Below are 16,340 nucleotides of genomic sequence, written 5' to 3' on the forward strand. Positions count from 1 at the left end.
CATGTCCATCATTCAGGTGGAGGATGTCTCGATGCGCTTTAACCTTGCGCAGGAGAAAACCGAGACCCTCAAGGAATATGCCGTCAAGCTGATGAAGCATCAGCTCTTTTTCAATGAGTTTTATGCGCTGCAGAATGTCTCGTTCCGCGTGGAGCCGGGCGAGTCGGTGGCGCTTATCGGCCGCAACGGCAGCGGCAAAAGCACGATGCTCAAGCTGATTGCGGGCGTTATGTACCCCACGACCGGCTCGGTCACCGTCAACGGTGAGATCGCGCCGCTTATCGAGCTGGGCGCGGGCTTTGATCTGGACCTGACCGCGCGGGAAAATGTCTTTTTGAACGGCGCGGTGCTGGGCCATGACCGTGCCTATATGCAGGAGCATTTCAACAGCATCATCGACTTTGCCGAGCTGTGGGATTTTGTCGATGTGCCGGTCAAAAACTATTCCAGCGGCATGATCGCGCGCCTTGGCTTTGCCATTGCGACCGAGGTTAAGGCCGACATCCTTGTCTGTGATGAGATTTTGTCGGTCGGCGACTTTATGTTCCAGCACAAATGCCATGAGCGGATGGAGCAGATGCTCTCCGGCGGTACAACGCTGCTTTTTGTGAGCCACAGCATCGAGCAGGTCAAGCAGCTCTGCAAGCGCGCCATCTGGATCGACCGCGGCCGCATCCGCGGCGACGGCCCGGCGGCGGAGGTCTGCGACGCCTATGTGGAGGCGATGGAGCGGGGAGAATAAAGGCTTCCCCCAAGGGGGAAGCTGTCCGCGAAGCGGACTGATGAGGGGCAAGCTTTCCGCGGCACCCATTACAGGGCAATAACGATACACCCGCCCCTCATCCGGCCCTGCGGGCCACCTTCCCCCAAGGGGGAAGGCAGAACTTTTAAAGGAGACCCCATGCCAAAATCAAAACAAAACCTGACCCGGGAAATTCTGACCATCGCGCTGCTGCTGGCGGCGGTGGCCCTGAGTGAATACTGGTTCTTCCAGCTGTGGCGTCTGGACTGGCACGCACCGATGCTTTACGGCGGTGACGGCATCTACTGGGTCGGGCAGGTGCAGCGCAGCTATGGCGAGCTGACCGGCTCGCTCGGCTGGCCGTTCTATGAGGTCGCGGGCAAGTATAACCCGAACTACGACCTGATCTACGATATCTTTGTCTGGTTTGTCGGCCTGTTCACAAAGGACACTGGCACGGTGTTCAACCTCTATGTGCTGGTCATCCCCTTTGCCAACGCGCTGGCGGCCTATGCGGTGTTCCGGATGGTGGGGCTGCGGCGGTGGCTCAGCTTCGCGTTCGGCCTCACCTTCGGCATGACGCCCTATGTGCAGCAGCGGATGGCGGGCCATATGATGCTGGCCGCCTGCGAGTTCGTGCCGTTCTCGGTGCTGCTCTGCCTCTGGTGTGCCGAGGACCCCGCCTTCAACCGCCCGGGCAGGGGCTTTTTCAGGAACAAGCGCAACTGGCTGGCCCTGGCCATGGCGTGGGGCATTGCCAACAACGGCGCGGCCTACTACCCGTATTTCACCTGCTTTTTCCTCTGCGTCACGGCGCTTTGCCTGATGCTGCGGGAACGCAGCTGGCGCGTGGGCCTGCCCTGCCTTGTGACGATCGCCGAGATCGTCGGCTGGATGATCCCCGACTTCTTCCCGATGGTGCTGGGCATCCTCAACGGGCAGGGCAGCACGCTGACCAACGGCGTCTACCGCAGCCCGGTCGGCGCGGACATCTACAGCCTGCGCATCAGCTCGCTGCTGCTCTCCCCCAACGGGTACGGCGTGCAGAAGCTTGCAAACTGGCTGGGGCGTTACTTCCGTATCCTGACCACTGATGAAGGCCCCATGTACAACGAGAATGCCTACGGCTACCTCGGCATTGTGGGTGTGCTGGGCTTTCTGGCGCTGCTTGTCCTGCTGCTGCGCAACTGGGACTGGCAGGCCGGCAAAACCGGGACGCCGCGCCTTGGCGACCGTCTTTGGCTGCTGAGCCGTCTGAATGTCATGGCGCTGCTGCTGGCGACCATTGCGGGCTTCGGCGGCATCATCGGCATCCTTGTGCGGTTCATCCGCGGCTATAACCGCATCAGCCCCTATATTGCGTTTTTTGCGCTGCTGGCCGTGGGCCTGACGGCGGAAAAGCTGCTGACGCAGTTTACTGGCCGCCGCCGCGGGGCGCTGCTGGCGGCAGCGGTGCTGCTGCTGGGCTACGGCTATTGGGAGCAGCAGGGGCTTTTCACCCCGGATTACGAAAAGGTCCAGCAGATCTGGTATCAGGACGCTGCCTTTATGGCGGAGGTCGAGGACGCAGCGGGGGAGGGCGCGATGCTTTTTACGCTGCCGTATATGAAAAATTTTGAGAACGGCTCGCTCAACAATATGTGGGACTACACGCTGCTGCGCGGCCCGCTGCACAGCAGGACCCTCAAATTCACCTACGGTGCGGGCTACGGCACCCAAAATGATCTCTGGTACAAGGAGACCAGCGCGCTCGAGCCTGAGGCAATGGTTGCCGAGCTGCGCGCACAGGGCATGACCGGCATCTATCTGGATCTGGACGGCTATGCCGTGGAGGACCAGCAGGCCACGCTGGCGGGGCTGACCGCCGCCGCAGGCTGTGCGCCGGGCGATGTCATCACAAGTGAGAGCGGGATGCTCTGCTATATCCCGCTCGGGCAGGAGTGACGGATGAAACTGCAAAAACTGACGGAAAAGCGATGGTTCTGGCCTGCCCTCTGCGCAGTGTCGGTTGTGTTCGGCTGGTGGTATCTCAGCATCACGACCTGCGCCCCGCTCGGCGGCGATGATGAGCTGATCAACCTGCAGAACTACTACTATATTACCCATACCTCCTTTGGGCAGAGTGTGCTGGATTACCTCGGCGATCTGTGGGTGCAGTTCACGCTGCAGAACGGGCGGTTCCGGCCGTTCTCCTCGCCGCCGGTGCGCGGGCTGACAAGCTGGTTTCTGGGGGATCTGGTCGGCTACCGCCTGTACATTCTGGCGTGGACCTACGCGGACATTGTACTGACCGCATGGCTGGTCGGCAAGGCGTCCCGCAGCAAAAAGCTGGGCATCGCCTGCCTTTGCCTGCTGCCGATGATGTTCAGCGTCTGGCAGGACTCTACGGGCAACAGTCTGTATTCTTACGGTGCGCTGGTGCAAAGCACGCTGCTGCCCGCCCTTGTGGCAGGGCTGGCCGTGCTGCGCTGGCAGGACACCGGGCACAAGCGTTGGGCCGTGCTGGCAGGGTACTGCGCCTTCCAGTGCTGTGCCACCTTTGAAATCGGCTTTACCTATATCGTGCCGATCTTCGGCCTTGCGTGGCTGTACACCGATAAGGCGCGCGACGCGCTGCGGCTGACGGTGCCGGTGTTCCTGGGCGAGTGCGTGACGCTGGCCTTCAACATGGGGGCGCGGCTTGCCAACACGCTGCGGGCCGCAGGCATCCTTGCGGGTGATGTGCAGGGTATTGACGGCATATCGCCGAACTTTGACATTCCCGCGCTGCTGCGCACCTGGCTGATGCAGATGTCGGCGGGCTTCCCGCTCAACGCGATGCTGGCGGGCCGCGTCCGCCCGGGCAGCATCCATCCGGCGGATGTCCTCTGCGGCGTTATGGTCGCAGGGGCCGCCGTGGCCGCGCTGGCCGCACTGGATACGCTGCCGAACAAAAAGCAGAACCTTTTGCTGTTCCTTACCGGCTTTGCCATGCTCTCCGCCCCGGCGCTGCTGATCGGACTTTCGCCCAAATACCAGCAGCCCGGTCAGGTGGACTGGCGGCACGGCTACATCCCCCAGACGGTCGAAAGCTACGGCGTCGGCCTGATGGCGCTGGCTGTGCTGGCCGCACTGCTGCGCTGGGCGCGCGGCAAGGCCTGGTGGCCGAAGCACCGCGCAGTGCTGTATGCTTTGCTGGCTGTCTGCATGGCGGGCTCGGTCGTCTGGCAGCGCGCCGCGACCCGCTCGGCCTATGAGGCGGGCGGCCGTGCCTACACGGTTTTTGGCGAGGGTGTCGCCGCCGGTCTGGCCGATGCCGCCGGTACCGACACGCCGGTCGTGACCGATTTCATGATCTGGGGCGGCCATCCCGTGGCGGAAAACGCCTTCTTCCTGCGGTATCACGATCAGGACGCCGATGCCCATGCGCTGCAGGTCTGGCGTACCGAGGATCACGCCGACGATGAGGAGGTCTACCGGCTGGGCTTTACGCTGGGGCAGGACAAGCACTACGACATTGCGTGGTGCGGTCTGGGCTATGGCGCAAACCCCGATGCACTGACCGATGTGACGGTCTGCCTGCCCGCCGGTACAGCGCAGTATGCCGTGCTGTACTACACAACAGCGGACGGCGAGCAGAAGCGCACCGAGGTCTACCCCGCCAAGGAAGCCACGCTGCTCACGCTTACCGGCGAGACGATCCTGGCCGACAGCATCCGGCTGGAATAAAGTGCAGCTTCTGGACATGCTGAATCCTAAAACGCAAGGAGGTTCTACCTTTGGCACAGAACAAAAAAGAACGGCTGTTGTGGGGGCTGGGGCTGCTGGGTACAGCGGTATTTTCCTTGCTGATGGTTTGGTTGCACTACCAACAGCTGATTTCCACCGGATACTATTACTCGGATATTCCGGCCCACATGGCGGGGCGTGCCATGGGCAACACAGGCTTTTCGCTGGTCACAATTTTGCTGCGGTTTGTATTTGGTATCGGAGGTAATCTGGGTACAGCGGTGTTTCTGGGAGCTGTCAACCTGCTGACGCTGCTGATATTTGCCTGGGCCATCCGTAAGGCTGTGCCGCAGGTCTGCCCTGGCGCAGCGCTGCTCTGGTCGCTGGCTGCGAACCTCTGTCAGGCGGTTTGGATGCCAAACGGCGGCTACTGGTACTTTGGTGCCATCACCGGCACGATCTACCACAACACTACCTACATTATGCTGCAACCGCTGGCGCTTATCGCGTTTTTCCTCTTCCTCTCGCTGGCAGAGCACCATGGTCAGCTGCAATGGCGCAGTTGGGCCGCGTTGACGGTGCTGCTTACGGTGGCAACGGCTATCAAGCCCAGCTACCTTTTCGCCTTTGCCCCGGCCCTGCTTGTGGCGCTGGTCGTTGACCTGATCCGTACCCGCGGCAAGGCCCTCCCATGGGAAGTCTGGCTCGGCTGTACGGTGCTGCCGGGCATTCTGCTCTGCATCATTCAGGCCAAGGTGCTGTTCACCGGCGGGGATGATTCCGGCATGGCACTGATCTTCACCACCGACTTCGATCCCGAAAAAGTGCTGTGGGGTGTCTTTAATTACAGCGCCAGGCACGGCCTGATGCGCTCACTGGTGTTCGTGGGTGCGGTGGTTTTGCTGTTGTTCCGGCAGTGGCGCGGCGCTTACGCCTATAAGTTCAGCCTGCTTCTGTTTGCCATCTCGCTGACCGAGGGCATCTGCCTGACCGAGACAGGCAGCCGTATGTACGACGGCAACCTGTGGTGGGGCGCGTTCATCTGCTATGACATTCTGCTGCTGGAATCGCTGATTCAGCTGCTGCGCCGCCTGCACAAAAAGCCGCGCACCCCGGTGGAGACCGGCACGTCGGTTTTGTGCTGCGGGGCGCTGGCCTGGCATATTGCCAGCGGCATTGTGTTCCTGGGGCTGATGCTGGCCGGTATCTCTTATGCGGTCATGATCGGCACCGAAAGCTACCTGCTGCAAGAAATGTGGGGCATTGTACTGTGACGAAGAACAAGCAACAGAAAAACGCCCTGCTGACGATTTTATGCGTGCTGGCGCTAGCGGTGTTCGGCGCGGCGATGGTTTGGCTGCATTACCAACAGCTGTGCAGCCCCGGCGGCGGCGATGACCCGTACACCTCCGATCTGGGGCAGCATCTGTACTTTGCGCAGCAGGGCATGATCTACTCCACCGTGTCGCTGCTCATCGGCCCGGCCTACAATGTCGCCGGGCGCATCGGCATTGCCGTGCTGTTGGCGGTGTTCCATCTGGCGGCGGTCGCGGTGTTTGCGTGGGGGCTGCGGGCGGCCCTGCCGGAAAGCCCCCGCCCGGTACGGCTGCTCGTCAGCCTTGCGGTCAATCTGGCCACGGCGGTCTGGATGCCCCGGGGCGGCTACTGGTATCAGGGCACGGTGGGCGGTACGATCTACCATAACACGACCTACATCATGCTGGCCCCCTTTGCGCTGCTGACGATGCTGGCGTTTTACCGCGTCTGGCCCACGGTGCGCGGCCGGCTGGATCTGCGCAGCTATGCGGTGTACACCGTGCTGCTGACGGTGGCCACCAGCTTTAAGGCCAACCTGATCTTTGCGTTTGCCCCGGCACTGCTTGTGCTTTTGATTGCGGATTTTGTGCACAGCCGTGCTAAAAACCTGAAAAACGAGATCCTTATGGGCTGCAGCGTTTTCCCCGGTGTGGCGCTCTGCTTTGTGCAGGCAAGGGTGCTGTTTGCGGCGGAGGATTCGGGCATCCGGCTTATCTTCACGGTGCCGTTTGACCATCACCGTATGCTGTGGGGCCCCTTCAACGAGGCCGGTGTGCTGGGGCTGGCCCGTTCCTTCGTCTTTGCGGCGGCTGTGGGGCTGCTGCTGGGCCGTGCGGCGTGGAAAAGCTTTCGCTACCGGTTCAGCCTGTTCACCTTTGCGGTCTCGATGGCCGAGGCCCTGCTGCTGGTTGAGAGCGGCGAGAGGCTCTACCACGCCAATCTCTGGTGGGGGCCGTTCATCTGCTTCTGGGCATTCTGGCTGGAATCGGTCAGCGTTTTCCTTGCGCAGTGCCGCGCCAAAGCACCGCGGTGGCGGCTGGTCCTCTGCGGGCTGGCGCTGGTCTGGCATCTGGCAAGCGGCATCTGCTTCCTTGTCATGCTGCTGTGCGGCGTGTCCTACAATGTGCCGATCCTGACCTATAATTTGTGGTAAAAAAAGAGCATGCCGCTGCGGCATGCTCTTTTGCGTATATGCAGTTTGGCTGCTTATTCCCCAAAATCCTCGGCGGCTTTTTTCATCATTTTGCGGATCGGCAGGTTGTACGGGCAGCGCGGCTCACAGGCGCCGCACTGGATGCAGGCCCCGGCCTTGGTCTGCAGGGTGGCGTACCGCTCGCGGCCCCACTGCTGCAGGCCGTACCGGTTTAAGTACCCCTGAAACAGAAAGACGCTGGGGATCGAGATACCCACCGTGCAGGGGGCACAGTAGTTGCAGCGGCGGCAGAACTGGGTGCCCAGCGCATCGCGGACGGACTGGCAGGCGGCCTCCTCCGCAGCGGTAAGCGGGGCAATGTTGGCCGCGCCCGCGGCGTTGTTTTCCAGCTCCTCCACCGTTGCCATGCCCGGGATGGCAACCGTCACCGCCGGGTTGGACAGCACATACCGCAGCGCCAGACGGCCGTCCTCGATCGCACCGCCGGCCAGCGGCTTCATGTCGATGAACGCCTTGCCTGCTGCGGCGCAGCGGTCGATAAGCGCCTTGCCCTGCTGCTCCACGATGTTGTAGGGGAACATGATCGTTTCGATCTCGGGAATGTCGAGCGCGGCCTCAAACACAGCGGCCAGATGCGCCGTGATGCCGATGTGCCCGACAACGCCGCGTGCCTTTGCCTCCAGCAGGGCCTCCATCGCACCGCCGGGCGCGAGGATGGTCTTGAGCCCCTCCATGCTGGGGTTGTGGAACTGGAACACCTCGATGTGGTCGGTGCGCAGGTTCTTCAGGCTGGTGGCAAGCTCGGCCTCCATGTCGGCCTTTGTCAGGGCGCGGCATTTTGTAGCAAGGATAAAGTCATCCCGCAGGCCGGCCTCCTCGAGGGACTGGCCGATCCACGCCTCGCTGACTGTGTAGGCGCGCGCAGTGTCGATGTAGTTGACGCCGGCCTTGTGGGCGGCAATCAGCAGCTCCCGCGTGCCGGGCTGGTCGATGCGCTGGATCGGGATGCCGCCGAACCCCAGACGGGAAATTTTCAGGCCGGTCTGACCAAAGTTGACATATTGCATAGTGTGCTCCTTTTGCTCTGCTGCGGGGCGTCGGGGACGCGCCCCCTACAAATTGTCCGTTACCCACATTATAGCAAATCCACCGCAAAAATCCAGACCCAAAGCCTTCCCCGGAGGGGGAAGGTGGCCCCGCAGGGCCGGATGAGGGGGAGAGTTCGCCGCGGCAACCCATGTATGGGTCATAACGGCAAGTCCGCCCCTCATCAGTCAGCGGTCGGGGCCGCTGACAGCTTCCCCCGAGGGGGAAGCCGGGCGTGTGTACGGCAAAGCAGCCCCTGCATCGCTGCCCCAAGGGAGAAGCCTTTTTTCCGTTGACAAAACGGCCCCGCTGTACTACCATTATACTGTATAAGAATAAGGTATAGGGGGTTCACGATGAAATACGGTTTTATCGGCTGCGGCAATATGGGAAGTGCCGTGGCGCGCGCAGTCTGCAAGGGCGCCGGAGCAGGGGATGTGCTGCTGGCCAACCGCACACCCGCCAAGGCGGAGAAGCTGGCCGGTGAGCTGGGCTGCGCCTGCGGTACGAATGAGCAGGTCGCGGGCATCTGTGACTTTATCTTTCTGGGCGTCAAGCCCCAGATGATGGCCGACATGCTGGACGAGCTTTCTGCCACGCTGGAGTCCCGCGCCGAGAGCCGCCCCTTTGTGCTGGTCACGATGGCGGCCGGTCTCTCGATGCAGCAGATCCGGATGATGGCGGGCAGCGGCTATCCGATCATCCGCATGATGCCCAACACCCCCGTGGCGCTGGGCGATGGCATGATCCAGTACTGCTCCGATGATGTGGAGCCTGAAAAAATGGCCGAGTGGCTTGCCGCAATGGCCCCCGCCGGCCGTCTGGACGCCGTGCCTGAGGGCATGATGGACGCGGCCAGCGCCGTGTCCGGCTGCGGCCCCGCGTGGGCGTACCAGTTTATCGAGGCACTGGCTGACGGCGGCGTGGCGGCCGGCCTGCCCCGCGCCAAGGCGCAGGAGTATGCCGCCCAGATGCTGCTGGGCAGCGCCCGCATGGTGCTGGAGACCGGCAAGCACCCCGGCGAGCTGAAGGACGCCGTCTGCAGCCCCGGCGGCTCGACCATTCAGGGCGTGCGCCTGCTGGAGGAGCGCGCCTTCCGCGGGGCTGTCACGGATGCCGTGCTGGCCGCCTATGAGAAAACAAAGGATCTGGGAAAGAAATAAACCCTTCCGAGAATGTAGGGGCGAGCATTGCTCACCCGCAGACCTGACGGAAAGCAGCGCTTTTCCGGGAAAATACCCCGCACGGCAGACGCCCTGACGGGCGAGCAATGCTCGCCCCTACAAAGCGTTTGCCAAGCGGGAATAGAAAGAGAACTTTTATGCGTATCGTCGTTAAAGTAGGCACAAGCACGCTGGCACACCCCGGCGGGCTGCTCAACATCCGCCATACCGAGGATCTTGTCAAGGTGTGGAGCGATATTCAGAATGCCGGTCACCAACTGATCGTGGTATCCTCGGCGGCGACCGGACTGGGTGTCGGCAAGCTGCAGATCGAAAAGCCGTCCGACATCACGACCAAGCAGGCGGCGGCCGCTGTGGGCCAGTGCGAGCTGATGTACACCTATGACCGGCTGTTCGGCCAGTACAACCATACCGTGGCCCAGATGCTGCTGACATGGGAGGATTTTGACCATGAGCAGCGCCGCCGCAACCTGCAGAACACGCTGGAGCGGCTGCTGCAGCTGCGTGCCATCCCCATCATCAACGAAAATGACCCGGTCGCCTGCGAGGAATACTCTCTGGGTGACAATGACACGCTGGCCGCGCTGGTGGCCACCTGCATCCACGCCGATCTGGTCGTGCTGCTGTCCGACATTGACGGGCTGTACACCGCCGACCCGCACACCCACCCCGAGGCAGAGCTGATCCCGGTGGTCGAGGAGATCACGCCGGAGATCGAGCTGCTGGCGGGCGGCGCAGGCTCCTCGCTGGGCACCGGCGGCATGCTGACGAAGGTCACGGCCGCCAAGCGCGCGACCGCTGCGGGTGTGGATATGATCATCACCAACGGCGCCCACGCCGAGGTGCTCTACGATATTGTGGAGGGCAAGCCCGTGGGCACCCGCTTTGTGGGCCGTAAAGCATAAGGGAGGTCTGACCCCATGACTACACAGGAAATTCTGCAAGCTGCGCAGGCAGCCCGTATGCCGCTGGCGCTGGCCGACACCGACACCAAAAATGCCGCGCTGGAGGCGATGGCGGTCGCGCTGATTGCCGCATCGGATGCGATTCTGGCTGCCAACCAGCAGGATGTAGAAAACGCCCGGGGCCGTGTCAGCGATGTAATGCTGGACCGTCTGGCCCTGACCCGCAGCCGCCTGACCGACATGGCCAAGGGCATGCGGGAGGTCGCGGCGCTGCCGGACCCGGTGGGCGATGTACTGCGCAAAATTGTGCGCCCCAACGGCCTTGTCATTGAAAAGACCGCTGTGCCGATGGGGGTCATCGCCATCATCTATGAGAGCCGCCCCAATGTCACCAGCGATGCCGCCGCGCTTGCCCTCAAGGCGGGCAGCGTCTGCGTGCTGCGCTGCGGCCGCGATGCCTGGGCCAGCTGCCACGCCATTGTGGAGGCACTGCGCGCGGGTTTGCGCAAGGCCCGCCTGCCGGAGTGCGCCGTGAGCCTGATTGAAGATACATCCCACGCCAGTGCCAACGAGCTGATGACCGCCAACGGGCTGGTGGATCTGCTGATCCCCCGCGGCGGTGCCGGGCTGATCCGCGCCTGTGTCGAGAATGCCACCGTGCCCTGCATCCAGACCGGCACCGGCATCTGCCATGTCTATGTGGACAAGGCCGCCGACCTTGCGATGGCGGTCGATATTGTGGAAAACGCCAAGACGAGCCGCCCCAGCGTCTGCAACGCCGAGGAGGCACTGCTGGTACACCGGGATGTGGCGGCCGAGTTTCTGCCAATGCTTGCGCAGCGCCTTGTCGCGGACCGCATTGCGGCGGGGCTGACCCCGGTGGAGCTGCATCTGGACGCGCAGGCCGCCGCCATCATCGATGGCGTACCCGCTGCGGCCGAGGATTTTGACACCGAGTATCTCGACTACAAGCTGAGCGTGGCGGTCGTGGAGGATGTCGATGCGGCGATCGCCCACATTGCCAGACACTCCACCCACCACAGCGAGGCCATCATCACGGCCGATGCCGCTGCAGCCCAGCGGTTCACGGCCTGTGTGGACAGCGCGGCGGTCTATGTCAACGCCAGCACCCGCTTTACCGACGGCGGAGAGTTCGGCCTCGGCTGCGAGATGGGCATCAGCACCCAGAAGCTCCACGCCCGCGGCCCCATGGGTCTGGCGGAGCTGTGTACCTACAAGTACATCATCCGCGGCAGCGGCCAGATCCGCGGCGGTGCAAGCGCCAAGATGAGCTGCTATACAAACAAATAAGGCTTCCCCCTTGGGGGAAGCTGTCAGCGGCCCCGTCCGCTGACTGATGAGGGTAGACCTTACCGCTGTAGTCCGTTCACCGGCCGCTATGGCGGGCTTTGCCCTCATCCGGCCTCGGTCGGAGCCTCGGCCATCTTCTCCCGAGGGAGAAGGCTTCCATAACGTAAAAACACCTGCGTCCGAAAACGCAGGTGCTTTTATTTTATCCGATATTCATATCCACGGGCTTGGAGATGCCGTTGACGCGGCCGGAGCCGGTGTACTGCCAGATGTTGTACTTGTAGCTGAAGCTCAGCTTGTCGCGGTACTGGGCGATCCAGATGTTGTACTTGCTGATGTTCGCAAAATTCAATGCGTTGTAGAACCAGCTTGCGTAGGAGTAGACGCCGGCGCGGTAGCCTGCGCCGCGGATCGTCTCGCAGAAGGCGACCGCACAGGCGGTGCGCTCAGCCGCGCTCAGCGCGTTGGCGCGGCCGCCGCTCACGCTCTCGGTGTCGTAATAGACGCCGAGCGGCAGGCTGTAGCCGCTGACAAGGCTCAGCACCATGCTGGCCTCCTCGACGGCCTCCTGCTCATTGACGGCCTGACTGTAGAAGTAGACGCCGACCTTGAGCCCGGCGTTGATGGCGCCCTGAATGTTGCGGCGGTAGGTCGAATCCTCGACCAGTGCGCCGCTGCCGTAGCCGCGGTAGCCGCAGCGGATGATGGCGAAGGTGATGCCGTCATTTTTGACGGCGTTCCAGTCGATGCTGCCTTGGAACTTCGAGACATCAATGCCGCGCGCCGTGCGGTTCAGCGCGCCGTCCGCACCGAAAGTGTAGATGTTGCCCTGAATGACCTGCTGGCCGGTGACCGGCTGGTGGGTCGCGGGGTCGTAATAGTAGGTCACACCGTCTATATCCTGCCAGCCGGTGTACTCATACTGGGTGGTGTCGGTGCTTGTCACGGCAAAGCCGTACCCGGCCAGATCCTTGGCCTCGATGTCGCTGGGCCAGCCGGCGGTGGGGTCAACGGGGGCCGGCGCTGCGGTCGGTTCCGGTGTGGGGGTAACAGTCGGCTCGGGTGTCGCGGTCGGCTCCGGGGTCGGTGCTGCGGTCGGCTCGGGCGTGGCAGTAGGCTCATTGCTCGGCTCCGGTGTGGGCTCGGGGGTCGCAGTCGGCTCGGTGGTCGGCTCCGGGGTCGTTTCGGCGGCGGGGGTTGTGGTGGCGCTCTCGTTCAGGGCCGTGCTCTCGCCGGGGGCGTCCTCGCGGTGGACCCACGCCATGCGCTGGCTGGCAGCGCCCAGCAGTGTGATGGAATCCCTTGCGCCTGCTGCCCAGGCGGCGGTGTTGCTGTTTGCGGCGTAGCTTGTGTCGCGGGTCGCGCCGATCAGCTCCTTGGTGCCGTCCCGGTAGACGGGCCAGTAGGGGGCCTCGCTGCCGTCAGCCAGCAGCAGATGTCCGCTGCTGCTCAGCTTTGCGGTGTAGGTGGTCTTGGTGCCGACCTCCGTCCGGGCGCTGTCGGCGTAGGTGACGGTGTCGGTCACCTCGTTGGCGATGGGGGCTGACCCGGCGTTGCTGACGCCGGAGTCCTCGGCGCTCTCGTTGACCTGACTGGCCTGCACGATCTTCTCCTTGACGGCCTGCACATCGGCCTTGTAGACGACCTTCTCCTTGACGGTCACGGCCTGCGCCTCAGGCATTATGTACCCCTCAATGGGCTGCACCGCCACGGTGTAGTCGCCGGGGGTCACATCCTCGGCCAGCGCTGTGCCGGTCTCGGTGTCCAGCGGGTAGTCGGTGGCCTGACCCTTGGCATCGGTCAGGGTGACGGTGGCCTCCACACCCAGCAGCGGGGTCTTGTCCGGTTCTTCTTCAGCATCCGGGTCGGGGGCGGCGGTCTGTGCGGGGGCTGCCTCATCGGTGACCGGCTCAACAAACAGCGTCACGCCGACATCCTGCTGGATCACGCTGGCCTCGAGCGTCAGCGGCTTGTCCGGCTCCGGTGTTGGGCTTGGCGAGGGGGAAGGGGTCGGCGTGGCCGCAGTCTCGGGCGTGGCGGTCACAACGGGTGTCGGGCTCGGCTCGGGGGTGGTGAAGGGCGTAAAGCCTGCGGCAAATGCGCCCAGGCCAATGCTGGCCGTCAGCGCCACCGCCGTGCCGCCGGCCGCCAGCTTGTACAGCGGCAGCCGCACAAAGGTGCTGCCGGAGAAATACCGCATCGGGTTCTTTTTATTAAACATTCCTGTTCCTCACAGTGGTCATCGTGGTATGGCCGCATCCTGCGGCGCTGTTTTTGGATAAAACTTTACATAGTGCATCATACCATGAAAAATCCCCCCGCCGCAAGGGGGCAGGGGGAAAAAGCTGTACAGAAAAACGCCGAAATTTTCCACAAAGAAGCGGAACGGATGTTGAAAATGTGACACGCCGGAAACATTTCTTCAGTCATATTGCGGTTGGGGTGCCGGTCAGTCACCAGTGGTTGTGTTGGGCAAAAATTCTTCGACCAACAGGTCCACACAGGCACCGTAGCTGCGCATGCCCAGCGTCTGGCCGTAGCCCTGCAAAAAGGTGGTGTATACCTTTTCGCCGGTCTCGCGCACGGGACCCTCCCACTGCTTCCAGTAGGCGTTGTTGGCGGCAAGGTCTGCTTGGGCCTCGGCGCACAAAAGGCGGTAGCTTTCAGCGGCGCGCGCCGGGTCGGCCGTGTAGAGCGCGTTGGACAGATGCAGATAGCCGAACAGCCACCCGGAATACCGATACGCGGCCCTGCCGCTGGCGGTGGCCGCCATCACGCCGACAAAATTTGCCTCCTGCTCGGGCGCGACACCGCGCTGATGCGCCAGCTCATGGGCGATCGTCACCGGCAGAAAGACCGCCGGGCAATCGACATTCAGCGTGCTTTCGCCGACCAGCGGGCAGAGATAGCCGGTGAAGCCCCATGCGCTCATCAGCTTGGAGTAGACAGCAGGCTTAGGGTGGCGCTCCGGCCCGGAGAGAAAGGGCCAGCGCTCCGTCAGCGGGTCATACAGGCCGCTGCAGCCGGCAAAGATCTCAGCCTTGTTAACGGCAAACAGGCCGTCTGCGTCCCGCTCGGTCAAGGGGGCTGTTTCGTTGACCCTTTCGGCAAACCAGTCGGTCACGGCGGCCAGTGTCTCGGTGCTGACGGGCGGCGCGGTCATACCGGCCTTCTCGGCAAAGCCGGTGCCGTAGTACTGGGTGCCCCACAGGGCGCAGACCCCGGCATAGCCCCAGACCAGCAGCACAGCGGTGTGCAGCGCCCAGTCGGCCAGCCTGCGGCGGCGCACCGCCCGCACCAGCAGGGCCAGCGCACCGAGGCAGAGCACCGTGGCGCCCAGCTCGCAGGCGCTGAAGGGCAGCGGGTCCACCGCAAACGAGATGCCCCGCTTGACGGGCATCGAAATATGCGCAAGCCACCAGTCCATGGCAGTACGGCTGCTGCGTGCCGCCGCAAATACCCCCAGCGCAGCGCCGCCGCCCGCCAGCGCGGCCAGCCCGCCCCGGTGGGCGCGGCACCAGCCAGAAAGTTTTTTCATAAGGCAAAGCCCCCGTTGGTTTTTGTACCATTATACAGGGAAGCGGGCCCCGCTGTCAAAAAACGCGCATTGCCGTTTTGCAGAGGGCAGACATATCTTTTTCTTGCCCTATTGCCCAAAAAGCGGTATAATACAATAGAATATTTGTAAAATTGTGTCCGCCGGGCTGTCCGGCCGGACTGCTATAGTATGGAGGCATTTGCTATGTCTGGATTTATCCCGCTTTCTGTCCCGAATTTCGGCGCGCGTGAGGCCGAGCTCGCCGGGCTGGCCATCACTTCCGGCTGGGTATCGACCAGCGGCGGCAAGGTCACCGAGTTTGAGGAAAAGCTCGCCGCCTATGTGGGTATGCCCCGCGCCGTGGCCTGCAACGCCGGTACCAGCGCGCTGCATCTGGCGGCCATGGCTGCCGGCATTACCCGCGGGGATGAGGTCATCGTCCCGACGCTGACCTTTATCGCCGCCGTCAACCCGTTGACCCGCTATGTGGGGGCCGAGCCGATTTTCATTGGCTGCGACGACAGCCTGTGCATCGACCCCGACGCCGTGGAGCGCTTCTGCGCGGAGCACTGCACGCTGCGGGACGGCAAGTTGTACAATAAAAAGACCGGCGCGCATGTCAAGGCGCTGGAGGTCGTGCATGTCTTTGGCAATCTGGCCGACATGCCCCGCCTGATGGCCATTGCCGAGCGGTACGGCCTTATTGTGATCGAGGACGCGACCGAGGCCCTCGGCACCCGCTGCACCGACGGTCCCTATGAGGGCCGGTTTGCAGGCACCATCGGCGACATCGGCTGCTACAGCTTCAACGGCAACAAGATCATCACGACCGGCGCGGGCGGCGCGGTGGTATCCAACCACGCCGACTGGGCCGAGCATGCCAAGCACCTCTCCACCCAGGCCAAGGCCGATATGCTGCAGTTCCTGCATGATGAGGTCGGCTACAACTACCGCATGACCAATGTGCAGGCCAGCCTCGGCATTGCCCAGCTGGAGCGGCTTGAGGGATTCATCGCCCACAAAAAAGCGCTGTATGACCGCTATGTGGCGGCGCTGGACGGCGTCAAGGGGCTGCGCATCCTGCCCTTCCGTGAGGAGGCGTGCCGCTCCAACCACTGGTTCTTCAGCCTGTATGTGAAGGATGCCGGCCTCGACTGCGACACCGTGATTGAAAAGCTGCAGGCGCAGCAGATCCAGACCCGCCCGGTGTGGGCGCTCATCCATGAGCAGGCCGATTACCCCCGCAACGAGGCCTACGGTCTGGACAAGGCGCTGGACTACCGCAAGTATATTGTCAACCTGCCCTGCTCGACCAATCTGAGCATGGAGGACTGCGACCGCGTGATCGAAGCGGTGCTGGGGCTGCTGAAATAAGGCTTCCCCCGAGGGGGAAGCT

12 protein-coding genes are annotated in these 16,340 nt (G+C 62.9%); 9 read left to right on the forward strand and 3 right to left on the reverse strand.

The window, feature by feature from the left end:
• Position 1: 1 nt before the first annotated feature.
• From OGM67_13425 to OGM67_13445, 5 genes are all read left to right on the forward strand, one after another.
• Positions 2 to 742, forward strand: coding sequence for an ABC transporter ATP-binding protein (locus OGM67_13425; GenBank protein UYJ34538.1), 741 nt, complete (start codon positions 2 to 4; stop codon positions 740 to 742).
• A 159-nt stretch (positions 743 to 901) separates the two neighbouring features.
• Positions 902 to 2,686: a hypothetical protein gene (locus OGM67_13430; protein UYJ34539.1), complete on the forward strand. Its 1,785-nt coding sequence runs from the start codon at positions 902 to 904 to the stop codon at positions 2,684 to 2,686.
• 3 nt (positions 2,687 to 2,689) lie between these two features.
• Entirely contained in the window at positions 2,690 to 4,450 is a 1,761-nt protein-coding gene (locus OGM67_13435; GenBank protein ID UYJ34540.1) for a hypothetical protein, read from the forward strand.
• A 50-nt stretch (positions 4,451 to 4,500) separates the two neighbouring features.
• Positions 4,501 to 5,724, forward strand: a complete 1,224-nt coding sequence (locus OGM67_13440; GenBank protein UYJ34541.1) for a hypothetical protein — start codon at positions 4,501 to 4,503, stop codon at positions 5,722 to 5,724.
• Positions 5,721 to 6,920, forward strand: a complete 1,200-nt coding sequence (locus OGM67_13445; GenBank protein ID UYJ34542.1) for a hypothetical protein — start codon at positions 5,721 to 5,723, stop codon at positions 6,918 to 6,920. The genes OGM67_13440 and OGM67_13445 overlap by 4 nt, the downstream gene beginning before the upstream one ends.
• A 53-nt stretch (positions 6,921 to 6,973) precedes the next feature.
• Here OGM67_13445 and OGM67_13450 read toward each other — a convergent pair whose 3' ends face one another.
• Complete coding sequence (locus OGM67_13450) at positions 6,974 to 7,987, reverse strand: aldo/keto reductase (protein UYJ34543.1); 1,014 nt, start codon at positions 7,985 to 7,987, stop codon at positions 6,974 to 6,976.
• Between the two features lie 375 nt (positions 7,988 to 8,362).
• On the opposite strand from OGM67_13450, the gene proC reads away from it, so the two are divergent.
• The 3 genes from proC to OGM67_13465 all read left to right on the forward strand — a co-directional run bounded on the left by proC (position 8,363) and on the right by OGM67_13465 (position 11,406).
• Positions 8,363 to 9,169, forward strand: coding sequence for a pyrroline-5-carboxylate reductase (gene proC, locus OGM67_13455; protein UYJ34544.1), 807 nt, complete (start codon positions 8,363 to 8,365; stop codon positions 9,167 to 9,169).
• A 158-nt stretch (positions 9,170 to 9,327) separates the two neighbouring features.
• Complete coding sequence (gene proB, locus OGM67_13460; GenBank protein UYJ34545.1) at positions 9,328 to 10,095, forward strand: glutamate 5-kinase; 768 nt, start codon at positions 9,328 to 9,330, stop codon at positions 10,093 to 10,095.
• A gap of 15 nt (positions 10,096 to 10,110) precedes the next feature.
• A complete protein-coding gene (locus OGM67_13465) occupies positions 10,111 to 11,406 on the forward strand; it encodes a glutamate-5-semialdehyde dehydrogenase (GenBank protein UYJ34546.1) in 1,296 nt (431 codons plus the stop codon).
• 202 nt (positions 11,407 to 11,608) lie between these two features.
• On the opposite strand, the gene OGM67_13470 is transcribed toward OGM67_13465, so the two are convergent.
• Positions 11,609 to 13,627, reverse strand: coding sequence for a GH25 family lysozyme (locus OGM67_13470; GenBank protein UYJ34547.1), 2,019 nt, complete (start codon positions 13,625 to 13,627; stop codon positions 11,609 to 11,611).
• A 228-nt stretch (positions 13,628 to 13,855) separates the two neighbouring features.
• On the reverse strand, positions 13,856 to 14,944 hold the full coding sequence (locus OGM67_13475; protein UYJ34548.1) for a DUF3810 domain-containing protein: 1,089 nt from the start codon (positions 14,942 to 14,944) through the stop codon (positions 13,856 to 13,858).
• A 204-nt stretch (positions 14,945 to 15,148) separates the two neighbouring features.
• Here OGM67_13475 and OGM67_13480 point away from each other — a divergent pair, with 204 nt between their 5' ends.
• Positions 15,149 to 16,318, forward strand: coding sequence for a LegC family aminotransferase (locus OGM67_13480; protein ID UYJ34549.1), 1,170 nt, complete (start codon positions 15,149 to 15,151; stop codon positions 16,316 to 16,318).
• Positions 16,319 to 16,340: the final 22 nt, after the last annotated feature.

It is taken from the genome of Oscillospiraceae bacterium, assembly GCA_025757985.1.
Classification (GTDB): Bacteria; Bacillota; Clostridia; order Oscillospirales; family Ruminococcaceae; genus Gemmiger.

What these genes read in the sequence shown, in the direction of transcription:
- OGM67_13425 (UYJ34538.1), top strand. Translation starts at nt 2, where the DNA reads ATGTCCATCATTCAGGTGGAGGATGTCTCGATGCGCTTTAACCTTGCG.
- OGM67_13435 (UYJ34540.1), top strand. Translation starts at nt 2,690, where the DNA reads ATGAAACTGCAAAAACTGACGGAAAAGCGATGGTTCTGGCCTGCCCTC.
- proB (UYJ34545.1), top strand. Translation starts at nt 9,328, where the DNA reads ATGCGTATCGTCGTTAAAGTAGGCACAAGCACGCTGGCACACCCCGGC.
- OGM67_13470 (UYJ34547.1), bottom strand. Translation starts at nt 13,627, where the DNA reads ATGTTTAATAAAAAGAACCCGATGCGGTATTTCTCCGGCAGCACCTTT.
- OGM67_13475 (UYJ34548.1), bottom strand. Translation starts at nt 14,944, where the DNA reads ATGAAAAAACTTTCTGGCTGGTGCCGCGCCCACCGGGGCGGGCTGGCC.
- OGM67_13465 (UYJ34546.1), top strand. Translation starts at nt 10,111, where the DNA reads ATGACTACACAGGAAATTCTGCAAGCTGCGCAGGCAGCCCGTATGCCG.
- OGM67_13430 (UYJ34539.1), top strand. Translation starts at nt 902, where the DNA reads ATGCCAAAATCAAAACAAAACCTGACCCGGGAAATTCTGACCATCGCG.
- OGM67_13450 (UYJ34543.1), bottom strand. Translation starts at nt 7,987, where the DNA reads ATGCAATATGTCAACTTTGGTCAGACCGGCCTGAAAATTTCCCGTCTG.
- OGM67_13480 (UYJ34549.1), top strand. Translation starts at nt 15,149, where the DNA reads ATGTCTGGATTTATCCCGCTTTCTGTCCCGAATTTCGGCGCGCGTGAG.
- proC (UYJ34544.1), top strand. Translation starts at nt 8,363, where the DNA reads ATGAAATACGGTTTTATCGGCTGCGGCAATATGGGAAGTGCCGTGGCG.